Raw genomic sequence first — 16,400 nt, forward strand, 5'->3', positions numbered from 1 at the left:
GAGCCTCACATGCGTTCGAAGGAGCGGCGCAGCTCCCAGTCGGTGACCGCGGCGTCGTAGGCGTCGGTCTCGACGCGCGCCATGTTCCGGTAGTGGGCGACGACCTCGTCGCCGAAGGCGGCCTTGGCGATCGGGCTGTTCTCCCAGAGTTCGGCGGCCTCGCGCAGGGTGGTCGGGACGTGCGCGTAGTCGGCGCTGTAGGCGTTGCCGGGGCAGGCCTCGGGCAGTTCGAGCTTCTGCTCGATGCCGTACAGGCCGGCGGCGACCATGCCGGCCACCGCCAGGTGCGGGTTGACGTCGCCGCCGGGGAGGCGGTTCTCGAAGCGCAGGGAGCGGCCGTGGCCGACCACGCGCAGGGCGCAGGTGCGGTTGTCGTGGCCCCAGGCGACGGCGGTCGGCGCGAAGGAGCCGGGCTGGAAACGCTTGTAGGAGTTGATGTTGGGGGCGTACAGCAGCGCGAAGTCGCGCAGTGCCGCGAGTTGTCCCGCGAGGAAGTGCCGCATCACGTCGGACATCCCGTCGGGCCCGGCCATCGCGTTGTTCCCGGCCGCGTCCGCGAGGGAGAGATGGATGTGGCAGGAGTTGCCCTCGCGCTCGTTGTACTTGGCCATGAAGGTCAGGGACACGCCCTCCTGCGCGGCGATCTCCTTGGCGCCGGTCTTGTACACGGCGTGCTGGTCGCAGGTGACGAGGGCCTCGTCGTAGCGGAAGGCGATCTCGTGCTGCCCGGGGTTGCACTCGCCCTTGGCGGACTCCACGGTGAGCCCGGCGCCCGCCATCTCGTTGCGGATGCGGCGCAGCAGGGGCTCGATGCGGCCGGTGCCGAGGACCGAGTAGTCGATGTTGTACTGGTTGGCGGGGGTGAGCCCGCGGTAGTTCGCGTCCCACGCCTGTTCGTAGGTGTCCTTGAAGACGATGAACTCCAGCTCGGTGCCGACGTTCGCGGTGTATCCGTGCTCGGCGAGGCGCTCCAGCTGGCGGCGCAGGATCTGGCGGGGCGCGGCCACCACGGGCGAGCCGTCGTTCCAGGCGAGGTCGGCGATCAGCATGGCCGTACCGGCGTTCCACGGGACGCGGCGCAGGGTGGACAGGTCCGGGTGCATGGCGAAGTCACCGTAGCCGCGGTCCCAGGAGGACATGGCGTAGCCGTCCACGGTGTTCATCTCGGTGTCGACGGCGAGGAGGTAGTTGCAGCCCTCGGTGCCGTGGTGCAGTACCTCGTCGAGGAAGAACCGGGCGGCGAACCGCTTGCCCTGGAGCCGCCCTTGCATGTCCGGGAAGGCCAGGACGACAGTGTCGATCTCACCGCCGGCGACGAGGGCGTGCAGCTCCTCTACGCCGAGCGGCGGTGTGCGGTCTGCCACGGGAAAGCCTCCTTAAGGCTTCTTCGGTCAGCCGGGAGCCATAAGGTATTGCGCAGGACCATTGATTGGGAAGGGGGTCCGGGCAAATGTCGCGGGCGGACACGGGGCACGGGGTGCCGGGTGCCGACGACCGGCTGACATCGGTGCTGCGGCCGGTGCGGGCCGGCAACGGCTTCGAGGAGGCCCTGGAGCAGATCCTCCAGGTCGTCCGGCTCGGCCTGGTGGCGGGCGGCGAACGGCTGCCCGCGGAGCGGGAGCTGGCCGACCGCCTGGGGATCAGCCGGGTGACGCTGCGCGAGGTGCTGAAGGTGCTCCAGGACCAGGGCCTGGTGGAGGCGCGGCGCGGCCGTTACGGCGGAACGTTCGTCCTGCCGCGCCCGGTCACCCCCGGCCAGGAGGAGCTGCGCCGCCGCCTGAAGAACGTCGACGTCGAGGACACCCTCCGCTTCCGCGAGGTGCTGGAGGTGGGCGCGGCCGGACTGTGCGCGGCGCACGGCCTCGACGAGGAGCGGACCGCGCGGCTGCGCGAGGCCCTGGCGCGCACGCACGACGCCCCGCTCGACGAGTACCGCCGCCTGGACACCCTGCTGCACCTGACCCTCGCCGAGCTGTCCGGCTCCCCCACGCTCGCCGCCCAGTACGCGGCGGTGCGCGCGAGCGTGAACGACCTGCTCGACTGCATCCCGCTGCTGGTGCGCAACCTGGAGCACTCCCAGCGCCAGCACACGGCGTTGGTGGAGGCCGTGATCGAGGGCGACGCGGAGGGCGCGCGGGAGATCATGCGCGAGCACTGCGGGGGTACGGCGGCACTGCTGCGCGGCTTCCTCGGCTGAGCGGCGCGACCGCTCTCCGGATGGATTTACCCGCGATTAACGCACGGGTCTTGCCATCGAGCCGTCAACCCGACAAAGGTATGGATCCATTCCATTGAGCCGGAGCCCGGTCGACTCCACCGTGCCCGGAAATGCCCGGTGTCCGCCACCCGTGGGGAGTAGGCCATGTCCCTGGAATCCACCAGCACACCACCCGGCGCCCCGGAGGCGGACGACTACCTGGAACGCAGGGCCCTGCGCCGCGGCAGCGCCGGCTGGGTGCTGCTGACCGGACTCGGCGTCGCGTACGTCGTCTCCGGCGACTACTCGGGCTGGAACTTCGGTCTGGCCGAGGGCGGCTTCGGCGGCCTGGCGATCGCCATGGTGCTCATGGGCACCATGTACGCCTGCATGGTCTTCGCCCTGGCCGAGCTGTCCTCGATCCTGCCGACCGCGGGCGGCGGCTACGGCTTCGCCCGGCGCGCCCTCGGCCCCTGGGGCGGGTTCCTGACCGGCACGGCGATCCTCATCGAGTACGTCCTCGCGCCCGCCGCCATCGTCATCTTCATCGGCGACTACGTCGAGTCGCTGGGTCTGTTCGGCCTGGAGTCCGGTTGGCCGGTGTATCTGGTCTGCTTCGCGATCTTCCTCGGCATCCACCTCTGGGGCGTCGGCGAGGCGCTGCGCTTCAGCTTCGTGGTCACCGGCATCGCGGTCGTGGCCCTGATCGTGTTCGTGCTGGCGGCGCTGCCCGACTTCTCCTTCGGCACGCTGGACGACATCCCCGTCGACACCTCGGCGGCGGGCTCGAACTCCTGGCTTCCGTTCGGCCTGCTCGGCATCTGGGCGGCATTCCCCTTCGGCATGTGGTTCTTCCTCGGCGTCGAGGGCGTGCCGCTGGCCGCCGAGGAGACCAAGGAGCCGGCCCGTACGCTGCCGAAGGCGATCCGCTGGTCCATGGCGATCCTGGTGGTCCTGGCCGTGGTGACCTTCTTCGCGGCGGCCGGGGCACGCGGCTCGGCGGCGATCCAGGAGGCGGGCAACCCGCTGGTGGAGGCGCTCCAGCCGGACGGCGAGGCCACGACACTGAGCCGGATCGTGAACTACGCGGGCCTGGCCGGACTGGTCGCCTCCTTCTTCTCCCTGATCTACGCGGGCTCGCGCCAGCTCTTCGCGCTGTCCCGCGCGGGCTATCTGCCCCGCTTCCTCTCGCTCACGAGCCGCCGCAAGGCGCCGTACCTGGGTCTGCTGGTGCCCGGCACGATCGGCTTCCTGCTGGCCGCGGTGTCCGGCGACGGCGCGCGCATGCTGAACATCGCCGTCTTCGGCGCGACCATCTCCTACGCGCTGATGTCCCTGTCGCACATCGTGCTGCGCCGGCGGGAACCGGAGCTGAACCGGCCCTACCGCACACCGGGCGGGGTACTGACGTCATCGGTCGCGCTGGTACTGGCGTGCGCCGCGCTGGTGGCCACGTTCCTGGTGGACGTGACGGCGGCGGTGATCGCGCTGGTGGTGTACGGGGTGGCGATCGCCTACTTCGGCCTGTACAGCCGTGGGCATCTGGTGGCCAAGGCGCCGGAGGAGGAGTTCGCGGCGCTGGCGGCGGCGGAGGCAGAGTTGGCACGGGACTGAGCGTCGAGTCATGAGCTACGAGTGAGGGAGCCGCTGTGGCCAGGCCGCTGATCGGGGTCAGCACCTATCTGGAGAAGGGTGCGCGCTGGGGCGTGTGGGAGCTGGACGCGGCGCTGCTGCCGGCCGGTTATCCGCGGCTGGTGCAGCGGGCGGGCGGCCTGGCCGCGATGCTGCCGCCGGACGACCCGGAGCACGCGGCGGCGGCCGTCGCCCGGCTGGACGGGCTGGTCGTCGCGGGCGGGCCCGATGTGGAGCCGGTGCGCTACGGCGCCGAGCGGGAGCTGCGGACGGGGCCTCCGGCGCGGGAGCGGGACGCGTGGGAACTGGCGCTGATCGAGGCGGCGCTGGCGGTGCGCCTGCCGCTGCTGGGGATCTGCCGGGGCATGCAGCTGCTGAACGTCGCGCTCGGCGGCACCCTGGTCCAGCATCTGGAGGGCCATGCCGAGGTGGTCGGCGTCTTCGGCCGCCACCCGGTCAAGCCGGTGCCGGGCACGCGCTACGCCGGACTCGTGCCGGAGGAGACGGCGGTACCGACGTACCACCACCAGTCGGTGGACCGCCTCGGCACGGGCCTCGTGCCGTCCGCGCACGCCACGGACGGCACGGTGGAGGCACTGGAACTGCCGTCCACGGCGGGCTGGGTGCTGGGGGTGCAGTGGCATCCGGAGATGGGCGAGGACGTGAGGGTGATGTCAGCACTGGTGGAGGCGGGTCGGAGAAGGCGGCCGGAGCCGCCGGCCCCCTGAGGGCGCGGCACTCAGGAACGCGTCAGTTGCAGCAGATCCCGAGCCGGCCCCACCGGCCGATGCCCCGTCGGCCACACCGCCCGCAGGTCGCGGGCGAGGGAGACGTCCGCGACCGGGATGCTCACCAGCCGCCGCAGCGACAGCTCCTCACGCACCGCGAGCTCGCTCAGGACCGCCGGCCCCGCCCCGCTCACCGCCGCCGCCTTCACCGCCGTGGTGGAGGACAGCTCGATCAACGGCCGGGCCAGACCACCCAGCGCCGTGTCCAGGACCTGCCGCGTGCCGGAGCCCTTCTCCCGGAGGATCAGCGGCGTCACCGCCAGCTCCTCGGCCGTCAGCGGCCGCCGCCTGCGCGACCAGGCGTGGCCCGGCGCCGTCACCACGATCAGCCGGTCACGGGCGATCACCACCGAGTCCAGCCCGGTGGGGACGGTGAGCCCCTCCACGAACCCCAGATCCGCCTCGTCCGCGAGCAGCCGCTCGGCCACCGCCGTCGAGTTGCCCGCGAGCAGCGACACCGCCGTGTCCGGGCGCCCCGCGCGCAGCGCCAGCAGCCACCCGGGCAGCAGGTACTCGGCGATCGTCATGCTCGCCGCCACCCGCAGCCGCGAGTCCCGCCGGTCCCGCAGCGCCTGCGCGCCCACGTCGAAGGCCTCCGCCGCCTCCACGATCCGCCGGGCCCAGTCGGTCACCAGCGCACCGGCGTCCGTCAGCCGTGAGCCTCGCGGCGACCGGTCCACCAGCGCCACCCCGAGCTGCCGTTCCATCGACCGGATCCGGCTGCTGGCCGCGGGCTGGGTGATGCCCAGCTCACGCGCCGCCCCGCCGAGACTGCCGAGCCGGGCCACGGCCAGCAGCAGTTCCAGCGCCCCGAGGTCGGGCACCCGGTGGGCCAGGGATGTCGTCACCGCACTGCTCATAAGCCCAGCTTATGTCCTCATAGAGGCGTACTCCCTGGTGGTGGCCCTCCTCGGGCGCGACCGTGGACGCATGGTCACCGCCGCCCAGCCCCATCGCCGTGCCCCGGCGGTCCGCCACCTCGGACCGAACTGGTACGCCTGCGTCATGGGAACCGCCATCGTCGCCACCGCCGGCGCCGCGCTCCCGGTCCCGATCCCCCGCAGTGTGCTCACCGCCGTCTGGGCCCTGTCCCTGGCCCTGCTCGGCACGCTCCTGGCCGCCCGCGCCCTGCACTGGACCCACCACCGCGACCAGGCCCGCGCCCACCTCCTGGACCCCGCGACGGCACCCTTCTACGGCTGCCTCTCCATGGCCCTGCTCGCGGTCGGCGGCGGCGCCCTGACCGTCGGCCGGGACTGGATCGGCACCGGGGCGGCGGTGGCCCTCGACATCGTGCTGTTCGGCGCCGGTACGGCCGTGGGACTCGCGGCCGCCGTCGCCGTCCCGTACCTGATGGCCGTACGCCACCGGGTGCAGCCCGGTCAGGCCACGCCCGTGTGGCTGCTGCCGCTCGTCGCGCCCATGGTGTCCGCGGCCCTCGGTCCGCTGCTGGTGCCGTATCTGCCCGCCGGGCAGGCGCGGGAGACACTGCTGCTCGGCTGCTTCGCGTTGTTCGGGCTGAGCCTGATCGCCACCCTGCTGATGCTGCCGCTGGTCTTCGCCCGGCTGGTCACCGTGGGGCCGCTGCCGCTCGCGCTGACCCCGACCCTGTTCCTGGTGCTGGGTCCGCTCGGCCAGTCGACCACCGCCGTCGGCAAGTTCGCGGAGTACGCGCCCGGCGTCGTACCGGACCCGTACAGCCAGGGCTTCGATGTGCTGGCCGTGCTCTACGGCGTGCCGGTGATGGGTTTCGCGGTGCTGTGGCTGGGGTTCGCCGCCGCCCATGTGGTGCGCGCCCGGCGCCGGGGCATGCGCTTCGCGATGACCTGGTGGGCGTTCACCTTCCCGGTCGGCACCTGTGTCACCGGCGCCGAGGCCCTGGCCCGGCACACCGGGCTCGTCGTGTACGACGGGCTCGCGGTCGGCCTGTACGCGCTGCTCGTGGCCGCCTGGCTGGTCGCCGCCGCGCGGACCGCGCGCGGGCTGCTCAGCGGAGCGCTGCTCGCAGGGCCGCGCCCAGCACTTCCGGCGCCTTGGCCAGTGACGGTCCGTACCACGTCAGGTGCCGTCCGCTGACGAGCGCGCAGGGCAGTCCGGGGAAGGCCTCCGGACCGTCGTCGGCCGTGAAGCGGTAGGGCTCGTCCGGGAGGACGACCACATCGGGGGCCGCCGCCTGCAGCTCCTCCAGCGGGACGCGCGGGTAGCGGTCCTCGTGGGCCGCGTAGGCGTGGTCCACACCGAGGCGGGCCAGGACGTCACCGGCGAAGGTGTCGCGGCCCAGCACCATCCAGGGCCGCCGCCAGATCGGCACCACGGCCGTCGTACGGCGGTCCGGGGCGAGCGGCGCCGACCAGGTCTCCTCCGCCTCGTCCAGCCAGCGCGGGCGCGTGCGGACGCCGCACGCGGTCAGCACCCGGTCCAGTTCCCGCAGGGCCTGCGGCACCTCGCGGACCTCGGTGACCAGCACCTCGACGCCCGCCGCCCGCAGGGCCGCGAGGTCGGGGGCGCGGTTCTCCTCCTCGTTGGCGATCACCAGGTCGGGGACGAGTTCGAGGATCCGCTCCACCTTCGGGTTCTTGGTGCCGCCGATCCGGGTCACGTCGAGACCGGCCGGGTGCGTGCACCAGTCCGTGGCGCCGACGAGGACGCCGGGGACCGAGACGGCCACGGCCTCCGTCAGGGACGGCACCAGGGAGACGACCCGCATCAGCGCGGCCGGTCCTGGACCGCCTCGATGTGCTCGGCCACCGCCACGACCACCACCCGGGTGTCCGGCACGGTGGCCCGCCAGCGGTGGCGGACCCCGCCGGTGAGGTAGAGGGTGTCCCCGCGGCCGAGGCGGTAGGCGCGGCCCTCCGCCTCGATCTCGACGGCGCCGTCGGCGACGTACATCAGCTGGTCGTTGCGGTACTGGATCTCGCGGCCCGCCTCGTGGTCCCCGGTGAACTCGGAGGCGTGCATCTGGTGGTGGCCGCGCACCAGGGAGCGCGTCCGGGGCTCGGGCGGCGGCTCGGCGCACTCGGCGCGTACGACGTCGACGCTGCACGCCGGGTCGGCCGCGGCGAGGAGTTCGACGGCCGTGGTGCGCAGGGCGTCGGCGAGCTTCTCCAGGGAGCTTCTGGAGGGGCGGGCCCGGTCGTTCTCGACCTGGCTGAGGAAGGGCACCGACAGGCCGCTGCGCTCGGCCACGACGGCGAGGGTGAGCTCCAGCGCGCGACGGCGCCGCCGCACGGCCGCGCCCACCCGCAGGGGCTGCTCTTTGTGGTCGCCCATCGCTCCGGCTCCCTCCTTCGCCCGTCGTCGCGGTGCCGAGCCCTCTGTCCGGGGTGCCGACTCCTCTGAACAGTTCTCTGCACCCTACGCATGTTCGGCAAACCGTTTCATGCGCCCGGCACATCCCTGACCGGTGTACGGCGTCCGGTCGCCCTGGTTGGCCGGATTTCGCGGGCATACGGAAGGCGGGCGTCCGGCACGGTCAGGTGTGCCGGACGCCCGCCGGAATCGGGGCTCGCGCGGACCTAGGCGGCCGGCGTCATCCGCTCGACCATCTCCGGGTGCTCCTTGAGCCACGCGGCGACGGCCTCTTCCTCATGGCCCTGGCCGCGGTCCTTGATCTCCTGTTCCAGAGTGCCCAGTTCGTCCTCGCTCATCCGGAAGTCCTTGATCCACCGGGTGAGCTGGGGGTAAAGCTCGGGGAACTCCTGGTTGGAGATCGTCCGGATCGTGTTGCCCTCACCGAAGTGCTTCTTCGGGTCCTTGAGCTTGGTCAGCTCGTACTCGCTGTACGCCCAGTGCGGCGACCACAGCGTGACGGCGATGGGCTCCTTCTTGGCGTAGGCCCGCTTCAGCTCGGCCAGCATCGCCGGGGTGGAGCCGTCGACGACCTCGTACTCCTCGTCCAGGCCGTAGCCGGGCAGCACCTCGGTCTTGAGGAGGTTCATCTCCCCGGTGCCCGGCTCGATCCCGACGATCTTCCCGTCGAAGGTGTCCCCCTTGCCCTTGAGGTCCTCCAGCGAGTCCACGCCCTTCACATAGGAGGGCACGGCGAGCTCCAGCGAGGTCGGCTCGTACCAGGTCCCCAGGTCGTGCAGCTTGTCCTTGCTCTTGTCCCAGTAGTTCTTCTGGGCATACGGCAGCCAGGCGTCGAAGTTGAGATCCAGGTCGCCGGAGGCCAGGCCCGTGTAGACGGGGCCGACGTCCATCTGCTTGAGGTTCAGCTTGTAGCCGCGCCGCTCCAGGACGTTCTTCCAGAGGTAGGTGACGGCGATGTCCTCGTCCCAGGGGAACCAGGCCACGTCCAGCGGACGCTTCGCCTCGGCCGGGGTCTGGTCGTCCTGGACCGGGGCGAGCTTGTCGACCAGCCCGGGCCGGCTCTTCAGCCAGGTGCGCACCGCGTCCTGCTGGCGGCCCTTTCCGGCCTTGACGATCTCCGACTCCAGGCCGGTGAGCTGGTCCTCGGTGAGCTCGAAGTCCTTCAGCCACTGCCCGACGACCGGGTTCTCCCCGGCGAAGCCCTTGCGGGACAGCGTATGCACGCCGTCGCCCTTGCCCCAGGCGCCCTTGGGGTCCTTGAGCTTCTTCAGCTTGTAGTCGCTGTACGCCCAGTGCGGCGACCACAGCGTGACGACGATCGGCTCCTGCTTGTCGTACGCCCGCTTCAGTTCGGCCAGCATGGCGGGCGTGGAGCTGTCGACGACCTTGAACTCCTGGTCAAGGCCGTACTCCTTGAGGACCTTGCTCTTGAGCAGGCTCATCATTCCGGCGCTGGACTCGATGCCGGTGATCTTCCCGTCGAACTGTCCGGCCTTGCCCTTGAGGTCGTCGAGGGAGTCGACGTCCTTCATGTAGGCGGGCACGCTCAGTTCGAGGGAGGTCGGGCCGTACCAGGAGCCCAGGTCGTCGAGCCGGTCGCCGTACTTCTTCCAGTACTGCTCGTGGGTGACGGGCAGCCAGGAGTCGGTCTGGAAGTCGATGTCGCCCTGGGCGAGCGAGGTGTAGAGGGGGCCCGCGTCGAACTGCTTGGCCTCGACCTCGTAGCCGCGCCGCTCCAGGATCTCCTTCCACAGGAAGGTGGAGGCGACGCCCTCGTCCCAGGGGATGTAGCCGATGCTGATCTTCTTGCCCTGGCCGACGTCGGTGCCGCCCGCGACCGGCTCGGTCTTGTCGCCGCCGAAGACGCCCATGCCGCCCGCGACGAGCGCGAGCACCACGACGCCGACCACGGCGACGGAGGCGCGGGGGCGGTACGACCAGATCTTCAGGCCCTGCGCGGCGCGCAGCCGGGCGGCGGCGCGGCGGCCGAGCGGGGAGACCTGGGTGCCCAGCGCGCTGGTCATCCGGTCCAGGTAGATCGCGAGGATCACGATGGCGATGCCCGCCTCGGCGCCGAGGCCGATGTTGAGCTGGCCGATGGCCTCGTTGACGTCGCCGCCGAGACCGCCGGTGCCGACCATGCCGGCGATGGCCGCCATGGACAGGCCGAGCATGATGACCTGGTTGACACCGGCCATCACGGTGGGCAGGGCGAGCGGGAGCTGGACGCGCAGCAGGGTGTCGCGCGGGGTCGTGCCGAACGCCTCGGCGGCCTCGACCAGTTCCTTGTCGACCTGGCGGATGCCCAGCTCGGTCATGCGCACGCCGGGGGCGAGCGCGAAGACGAGGGTGGCGACGATGCCCGCGGCGGCGCCGCTGCCGAAGAAGAGGATCGCCGGGATCAGATAGACCATCGCCGGCAGCGTCTGCATCAGGTCCAGGCCGGGCCGCACGATCGCGCTGACGCGGCTGGAGCGCGCCGCCCAGATGCCGAGCGGCACCGAGATCACCAGCGCGATGACCGTGGCGACGAGGACCAGCGACAGGGTCACCATCGCGTCCTCCCACAGGTCGAGGGAGATGACGAAGGCGAAGCCCACGAAGGTGAGCACACCGGCGAGCGTGCCGCGCAGCCAGCACGCGATCACCGCGAAGATGCCCACCAGCAAAAGGGGTTCGGGGGCCTGGAGGACGGCGTCGACGCCGTCGTAGGCGCCGCGGAAGACCTGCTCGAAGAAGTCGAACAGCCAGCCCATGTGGGTGGTGAGCCACTCGACCCCGTCGTTGACCCACTCACCGAACTCGATCCTAGGCACGGGCGGCCTCCTGCTCACCGAGGAAGCTGATCAATCGCCGGTTGGGGACCACGCCGACGAGTTTGCGCCGCTCGTCCAGGACCGCCACGGGGTGGCTCAACCGGGCGCTGATCGCGCAGAGTTCGGTGAACGACGTGTCGGGCGTCGCGGTCTCGCAGCCGCTCTCGCAACCGCAGTCGGCCTCGTCCCCGCGCACGTCCCGGTCCATCACGGCGGCCGCGGTGAGCACCCGGGAGCGGTCGACGTCCTGGGTGAAGGAGGCGACGTAGTCGTCGGCGGGGCGCACCAGGATGTCCTCGGCGGTGCCGATCTGGACGATCCGGCCGTCGCGCATCACGGCGACGCGGTCACCGAGGCGCATGGCCTCGTTGAGGTCGTGGGTGATGAAGACGATGGTCTTCTTCAGCTTCGTCTGCAGTTCGAGCAGCTGGTCCTGCATGTCGCGGCGGATCAGCGGGTCGAGCGCGCTGAAGGACTCGTCCATCAGCAGCAGGTCGGCGTCGGTGGCGAGGGCGCGGGCGAGGCCGACGCGCTGCTGCATACCGCCGGACAGCTCGTCGGGCCAGGACTTCTCCCACCCCTTCAGGCCGCACAGCTCCAGCGCCTCGGTGGCCCGCGCGAGGCGTTCGGCCTTGGCGACGCCCTGGACCTCCAGGCCGTAGGCGGCGTTCTCGACGACGCTGCGGTGCGGGAAGAGCGCGAAGTGCTGGAAGACCATGCTGATCTTGTGGGCGCGGACCTCGCGCAGTTCGCGCGCGCCGAGCGTGGTGAGGTCCTGGCCGTCGAAGCGGACGTGTCCGGCGGTCGGCTCCAGCAGACCGTTCAGCATGCGCAGCAGCGTGGACTTGCCCGAGCCGGACAGGCCCATGACGACGAAGATCTGGCCGGGCTCCACGGTGAAGGAGGCGTCGATGACGGCGGCGGTGGTGCCGTCGGCGCGCAGCTCCTCCCGGTCGGCTCCGGCGCGGAGCCGCTCGACCGCCTGCTCTTCTCGCCTGCCGAACACCTTGTAGAGATGTTCGGCCTCTAGTCTCGCTGACACGCGTACCTCTTGTTTCGACGGCAAGGAAAACGGAGCGCGTCGCGCAACAGTTGAATACAGAAACGACACCGCTCCGAGGCGCGTCTGCCCCTGTTCCCCGGGCACAAACGGACAAGTGGTCCAGCCCACAGCCAATGCGCAGGACGCAACTTGTTGCGCCGGGAAGCCGCTGTCAGTGGGGTACGGCATGATGCGAGGCGTGACCGGACGACTGATGCTCCTCGACACCGCCTCGCTCTACTTCCGCGCCTACTTCGGCGTGCCGGACTCCGTGAAGGCCCCGGACGGCACCCCGGTGAACGCCGTGCGCGGTCTGCTGGACTTCATCGACCGACTGGTCAAGGACCACCGTCCGGACGCCCTGGTGGCGTGCATGGACGCCGACTGGCGCCCGCAGTGGCGGGTCGACCTGATCCCCTCGTACAAGGCACACCGCGTCGCGGAGGAGCGCGAGACCGGCCCGGACGAGGAGGAGGTGCCGGACACCCTCTCGCCCCAGGTCCCGGTCATCGAGGCGGTGCTCGACGCGCTGGGCATCGCGCGCGTGGGCGTCGCGGGCTACGAGGCGGACGATGTGATCGGCACCTTCACCGCGCGGGCGAAGGGCCCGGTGGACATCGTCACCGGCGACCGCGACCTGTACCAGCTGGTGGACGACGCGCGCGGGATCCGGGTGCTGTACCCGCTCAAGGGCGTGGGCACGCTCCAGATGACCGACGAGGCATGGCTGCGCGAGAAGTACGGCGTGGACGGCCGGGGGTACGCGGACCTGGCGCTGCTGCGCGGCGACCCGAGCGACGGGCTGCCGGGGGTGCCGGGGATCGGCGAGAAGACGGCGGCCAAGCTGCTGGCCGAGTTCGGCGACCTGGGCGGGATCATGGCGGCGCTGGACGACCCGAGGGCGAAGCTCACGCCGACGCAGCGCAAGAGGCTGGACGAGTCGCGGCCGTATGTGGCGGTGGCGCCGACGGTCGTGCGGGTCGCGGACGACGTACCGCTGCCGGACGTGGACACCGCACTCCCCCGCACTCCGCACGATGAGGCTGCGCTCCAGGGGCTGGCGGAGCGCTGGGGGCTCGGGGGATCTTTGCAGCGGCTGCTGACGACGCTGGCGATGTGAAGGAACGTTCCCCATCGAGTGAATGAGGTTCGTTGAGAAGGGAATTCGTCCCTTAAATTCTCCTTCACGCCCTTTGCCGTAGGAGTCAAAAGCCGAGCGAAGGTGCTAACTTAGGTAAACCTAAGCTTATCCGAGGGAGGCCGTCATGGCAGAACGCCCTGCCCGCAAGCCGCGCAGGCCCCACTCCGCGCAGGTCGTCCGCACCGAGCGGCTGACCCCGCACATGCAGCGCGTGGTGCTCGGCGGGGAGGGGCTGGCCGACTTCTCGGCGGACACCTGCACGGACCACTATGTGAAGCTGCTCTTCGGCCCCGAGGGCGTCACCTATCCCGAGCCCTTCGACCTGGAGCGGATCCGGGAGGAGTTCCCGCGCGAGCAGTGGCCGGTGACCCGGACCTACACGGTGCGGGCGTGGGACGCCGAGCACCGGGAGCTGACGCTGGACTTCGTGATCCACGGCGACGAGGGCATCGCCGGGCCCTGGGCGCTGCGGGCCGAGCCGGGTGAGACCGTGCGGTTCATGGGCCCCGGCGGCGCCTACACCCCCGACCCCGCCGCGGACTGGCACCTCCTCGTCGGCGACGAGAGCGCGCTGCCCGCCATCGCCTGTTCCCTGGAGGCGCTGCCCGCCGGTGCGCGGGCGTTCGCCTTCGTGGAGGTCGCGGGCCCGCAGGAGGAGCAGAAGATCGACTCCGACGTGGACGTGAGTTGGCTGCACCGCGGCGACCGTCCGGTCGGCCAGGCCGTCTCCGAGGCGGTCCGCGCCCTCTCCTTCCCTGAGGGCCGACTGCACGCCTTCGTCCACGGCGAGGCCGCCTTCGTGAAGGACCTCCGCCGCCTGCTGCGCGTCGAGCGCGAGATCCCTCGCGAGGACCTCTCGATCTCCGGCTACTGGCGCCTCGGCCACAACGAGGACGGCTGGCAGGCGTCCAAGCGGGAGTGGAACGCCCGCATCGAGGCGGAGCAGGAGAGCACGCCGACGGCGTGAATCGGAGGGTCGGGGCCACCGCCGTACCCTTGATCGGGTGAGACGCAGGACCCCTCCCCCGCCTTCCCCGCTGCCCCAGCGTGACGGTGTCGACCCGGTGCGGGTACGGCTGCCGGGCGAAGGGCAGTGGGAAACCGCAAGAGAGCATCTCGTCGAGCGGCTCTCCGCAGGGGACGGGGTCGTCGAGCGAATGTTCGAGGAGGGGCTGTTCTTCGGGGCCGACGGACAGGCTCTCACGGCCGATACGGCCTACGTGCCAGGGATGTTCGTGTGGTTCCACCGGGAGTTGGCGGACGAGGTCCGCGTACCGTTCCCGCTGGAGATCCTCCATCGCGACGAACACATCGTCGTCGTCGACAAGCCGCACTTCCTGGCCACCACCCCGCGCGGCAGCCATGTCACGCAGACCGCGCTCGCCCGCCTGCGCCGGGAACTCGGCCTGCCCACCCTCGGCGCCGCCCACCGGCTCGACCGGCTCACCGCCGGGCTCGTGCTGTTCACCGTGCGGCCCGAGGAGCGCGGGGCGTACCAGACGCTGTTCCGCGACAAGCTGGTGCGCAAGGAGTACGAGGCGGTCGCGCCGTACGATCCCGCGCTCCGGCTGCCCGCGACCGTGCGCAGCCGGATCGTCAAGGAGCGCGGGGAGCTGGCCGCACGCGAGGTGCCGGGCGAGCCCAACGCCGTGAGCCGGGTCGAACTCGTCGAGCACCGCGCCGACGGGCTCGGCCGCTACCGGCTGCTGCCCGCCACCGGACAGACCCATCAGCTGCGGGTCCATATGACCGCCCTCGGCGTGCCGATCCTCGGCGACCCGCTCTATCCCGTGGTCACCGACCCCGTGCCGGCCGGTGACTTCCGGCGCCCGCTGCAACTGCTGGCGCGGGCGCTGGAGTTCACCGACCCGGTCACCGGGGCCGAGCACCGCTTCCGCAGCGGCCGGGTGCTCGGCTCCTGGGCGTCGTACGACACCTGGGTCGGTCAGTAGCCCCGCCACCAGCTCACGAAGCGGCGCCAGGCGCCCGGCCTGCGCTGTGGTTCCGGCGCCGGCGGCGCGGCGGCGGGCGCGGGTTCGGGCTGCGGGGCCGGCCGGGGCTGCGGGCGCGGCGCGGAGCTGACCTGCCAGGCCGGGCGCTGGGCCGGTACCTGGTTGAGGCCCGGCCGCAGCGTCACGTCCTGCTGCGCCTTCGGCTCGAAGCGGACCGGGAGCTCCACCAGGTGCCGGGAGGAGATCGACTGACGCCAGGTCAGATCCTCCTCGTCGCAGTCGAGCCGGACGTCCGGCAGCCGCATCAGCAGCGCGTCCACGCCGACGTCGGCGATGCCACGGGCGATGTCCTGGCCGGGGCACTCGTGCGGACCACCGCCGAAGGCGAGATGGGAGCGGTTGCCCTGCATGTTCGCGGCGAGGTCGGGCCGCACCCGCGGGTCCACGTTGCCCGGCGCGATCCCGAACAGCAGACCGTCGCCCTTGCGGATGCGCTTGCCGCCCAACTCCGTGTCCTGCTTGGCGTAGTAGGCGAAGACCGTGCTGAACGGCGGCTCGTTCCACAGGGACTGCTCGACCGCCTCGGGCACCGTCATCTGGCCGCCGTTGAGCTGGGCGCGGAACCGCGGGTCGGTGAGGACCATGCGCAGGACGTTGGCGATGAGGTTGGCGGTGGCCTCGTAGGCCGCCATCAGCACGACCCAGAGGTGCTTGGTGACCTCGTCGTCGGTGAGCCGGGCCGGGTGGCTCATCAGCTGGCTCGCGAAGTCCGCGGCGGGCTCGGCCCGGCGGCGCTCGGTGAGCCCCTGCAGCGCGCCCATGACGTAGGCGTGGCTGGCGATGGCGGTCTCGGTGCCGCGCAGCATGTCCCGGGTGGCCTGCACCATCCGGTCGTTGTACTCCTCGGGCATGCCGAGGATCTCGCACATCACCGCCATCGGCAGATGCTCGGCGAACTGGCCGACCAGATCGGCCTTGCCCTGCTCGCAGAACTGGTTCACCAGGCGCTGGGTGGAGCGGTTGATGTAGCGCCGGATGCCGCGGTAGTCGATGGTGGACATGGCGCCGGTGACCGCGCCGCGCAGCCTGAGGTGCTCGTCGCCCTCGGCGTAGGAGCAGATCGGCTCCCAGGCGATGTGCGGCATCAGCGGATGGTCGGGCTTGACCATGCCCTCCAGCAGCGGGGACCAGATGCGGCTGTCCCGGCAGTACATCGAGGGCGTACGGAGCACGTGGAGGTTCTCGGCGTGCCCGAGGACCACCCACATCGGCACGTCCTCATGGAGCAGCACGGGCGCCACCGGCCCGTGCTCGTCGCGCAGTTCCTCGTACAGGTCGTCCAGGTCCTCCGCGTCGGGGCCGTAGAGCCGGCGCAGTCCGCCCGGCCCGAGGCCATGGGCGGGGCAGCCGGGCGGCGGCCCGGAACGGGGGTCGTCCGTGCCGGTCGGGGAGTGGGATTCAGGCGTCACGTGGTTGCTCCGAAGTGGATCCGGTGTCGGGGGAGTTCGGGTCGGATACGT

Annotated in this window: 14 protein-coding genes; 7 read left to right on the forward strand and 7 right to left on the reverse strand. The window is 71.5% G+C overall.

Going from position 1 to position 16,400, the window contains the following annotated elements; translation table 11 throughout:
* Positions 1-5 precede the first annotated feature (5 nt).
* Positions 6-1,364, reverse strand: a complete 1,359-nt coding sequence (locus STRCI_RS08405; protein ID WP_269658220.1) for a glutamine synthetase family protein — start codon at positions 1,362-1,364, stop codon at positions 6-8.
* Between the two features lie 86 nt (positions 1,365-1,450).
* Here STRCI_RS08405 and STRCI_RS08410 point away from each other — a divergent pair, with 86 nt between their 5' ends.
* The 3 genes from STRCI_RS08410 to STRCI_RS08420 all read left to right on the forward strand — a co-directional run bounded on the left by STRCI_RS08410 (position 1,451) and on the right by STRCI_RS08420 (position 4,557).
* Positions 1,451-2,197 (forward strand): FadR/GntR family transcriptional regulator, encoded by a 747-nt coding sequence (locus STRCI_RS08410; RefSeq protein WP_269658221.1) that lies wholly within the window; start codon positions 1,451-1,453, stop codon positions 2,195-2,197.
* Between the two features lie 165 nt (positions 2,198-2,362).
* Positions 2,363-3,811 carry an ethanolamine permease gene (gene eat / locus STRCI_RS08415; protein ID WP_269658222.1) on the forward strand — a complete coding sequence of 483 codons (1,449 nt, stop codon included), beginning with the start codon at positions 2,363-2,365 and terminating at the stop codon, positions 3,809-3,811.
* Positions 3,812-3,846: 35 nt separating this feature from the next.
* A complete protein-coding gene (locus STRCI_RS08420; protein ID WP_269658223.1) occupies positions 3,847-4,557 on the forward strand; it encodes a gamma-glutamyl-gamma-aminobutyrate hydrolase family protein in 711 nt (236 codons plus the stop codon).
* Positions 4,558-4,568: 11 nt separating this feature from the next.
* On the opposite strand, the gene STRCI_RS08425 is transcribed toward STRCI_RS08420, so the two are convergent.
* The gene (locus tag STRCI_RS08425) at positions 4,569-5,477 is read right to left on the reverse strand and encodes a LysR family transcriptional regulator (protein ID WP_269658224.1); all 909 of its coding nucleotides are present in this window, start codon (positions 5,475-5,477) and stop codon (positions 4,569-4,571) included.
* A 70-nt stretch (positions 5,478-5,547) separates the two neighbouring features.
* Here STRCI_RS08425 and STRCI_RS08430 point away from each other — a divergent pair, with 70 nt between their 5' ends.
* Positions 5,548-6,693 carry a TDT family transporter gene (locus tag STRCI_RS08430; protein WP_269658225.1) on the forward strand — a complete coding sequence of 382 codons (1,146 nt, stop codon included), beginning with the start codon at positions 5,548-5,550 and terminating at the stop codon, positions 6,691-6,693.
* Here STRCI_RS08430 and STRCI_RS08435 read toward each other — a convergent pair.
* The 4 genes from STRCI_RS08435 to STRCI_RS08450 all read right to left on the reverse strand — a co-directional run bounded on the left by STRCI_RS08435 (position 6,605) and on the right by STRCI_RS08450 (position 11,787).
* Entirely contained in the window at positions 6,605-7,324 is a 720-nt protein-coding gene (locus STRCI_RS08435) for a helical backbone metal receptor (RefSeq protein ID WP_269658226.1), read from the reverse strand. The genes STRCI_RS08430 and STRCI_RS08435 overlap by 89 nt on opposite strands.
* Complete coding sequence (locus STRCI_RS08440; RefSeq protein ID WP_015661676.1) at positions 7,324-7,890, reverse strand: helix-turn-helix domain-containing protein; 567 nt, start codon at positions 7,888-7,890, stop codon at positions 7,324-7,326. The genes STRCI_RS08435 and STRCI_RS08440 overlap by 1 nt, the downstream gene beginning before the upstream one ends.
* A gap of 245 nt (positions 7,891-8,135) precedes the next feature.
* Positions 8,136-10,745: an ABC transporter permease/substrate binding protein gene (locus tag STRCI_RS08445; protein ID WP_269658227.1), complete on the reverse strand. Its 2,610-nt coding sequence runs from the start codon at positions 10,743-10,745 to the stop codon at positions 8,136-8,138.
* On the reverse strand, positions 10,738-11,787 hold the full coding sequence (locus STRCI_RS08450) for a quaternary amine ABC transporter ATP-binding protein (RefSeq protein WP_269658228.1): 1,050 nt from the start codon (positions 11,785-11,787) through the stop codon (positions 10,738-10,740). Before STRCI_RS08450 ends, STRCI_RS08445 begins: the two co-directional genes overlap by 8 nt.
* A gap of 190 nt (positions 11,788-11,977) precedes the next feature.
* Here STRCI_RS08450 and STRCI_RS08455 point away from each other — a divergent pair, with 190 nt between their 5' ends.
* From STRCI_RS08455 to STRCI_RS08465, 3 genes are all read left to right on the forward strand, one after another.
* Positions 11,978-12,907, forward strand: coding sequence for a 5'-3' exonuclease (locus STRCI_RS08455; RefSeq protein ID WP_269664510.1), 930 nt, complete (start codon positions 11,978-11,980; stop codon positions 12,905-12,907).
* A gap of 145 nt (positions 12,908-13,052) precedes the next feature.
* Entirely contained in the window at positions 13,053-13,895 is an 843-nt protein-coding gene (locus STRCI_RS08460) for a siderophore-interacting protein (RefSeq protein ID WP_269658229.1), read from the forward strand.
* Between the two features lie 37 nt (positions 13,896-13,932).
* Positions 13,933-14,880 carry an RluA family pseudouridine synthase gene (locus STRCI_RS08465; protein ID WP_269658230.1) on the forward strand — a complete coding sequence of 316 codons (948 nt, stop codon included), beginning with the start codon at positions 13,933-13,935 and terminating at the stop codon, positions 14,878-14,880.
* Here STRCI_RS08465 and STRCI_RS08470 read toward each other — a convergent pair.
* Complete coding sequence (locus STRCI_RS08470) at positions 14,874-16,349, reverse strand: cytochrome P450 (protein ID WP_269658231.1); 1,476 nt, start codon at positions 16,347-16,349, stop codon at positions 14,874-14,876. The genes STRCI_RS08465 and STRCI_RS08470 overlap by 7 nt on opposite strands.
* Positions 16,350-16,400 lie beyond the last annotated feature (51 nt).

The organism is Streptomyces cinnabarinus (assembly GCF_027270315.1).
In the GTDB taxonomy this organism is placed as follows: Bacteria; Actinomycetota; Actinomycetes; order Streptomycetales; family Streptomycetaceae; genus Streptomyces; species Streptomyces cinnabarinus.

What these genes read in the sequence shown, in the direction of transcription:
- STRCI_RS08460 (WP_269658229.1), top strand. Translation starts at nt 13,053, where the DNA reads ATGGCAGAACGCCCTGCCCGCAAGCCGCGCAGGCCCCACTCCGCGCAG.
- STRCI_RS08455 (WP_269664510.1), top strand. Translation starts at nt 11,978, where the DNA reads ATGCGAGGCGTGACCGGACGACTGATGCTCCTCGACACCGCCTCGCTC.
- STRCI_RS08440 (WP_015661676.1), bottom strand. Translation starts at nt 7,890, where the DNA reads ATGGGCGACCACAAAGAGCAGCCCCTGCGGGTGGGCGCGGCCGTGCGG.
- eat (WP_269658222.1), top strand. Translation starts at nt 2,363, where the DNA reads ATGTCCCTGGAATCCACCAGCACACCACCCGGCGCCCCGGAGGCGGAC.
- STRCI_RS08435 (WP_269658226.1), bottom strand. Translation starts at nt 7,324, where the DNA reads ATGCGGGTCGTCTCCCTGGTGCCGTCCCTGACGGAGGCCGTGGCCGTC.
- STRCI_RS08410 (WP_269658221.1), top strand. Translation starts at nt 1,451, where the DNA reads ATGTCGCGGGCGGACACGGGGCACGGGGTGCCGGGTGCCGACGACCGG.
- STRCI_RS08430 (WP_269658225.1), top strand. Translation starts at nt 5,548, where the DNA reads ATGGTCACCGCCGCCCAGCCCCATCGCCGTGCCCCGGCGGTCCGCCAC.
- STRCI_RS08425 (WP_269658224.1), bottom strand. Translation starts at nt 5,477, where the DNA reads ATGAGCAGTGCGGTGACGACATCCCTGGCCCACCGGGTGCCCGACCTC.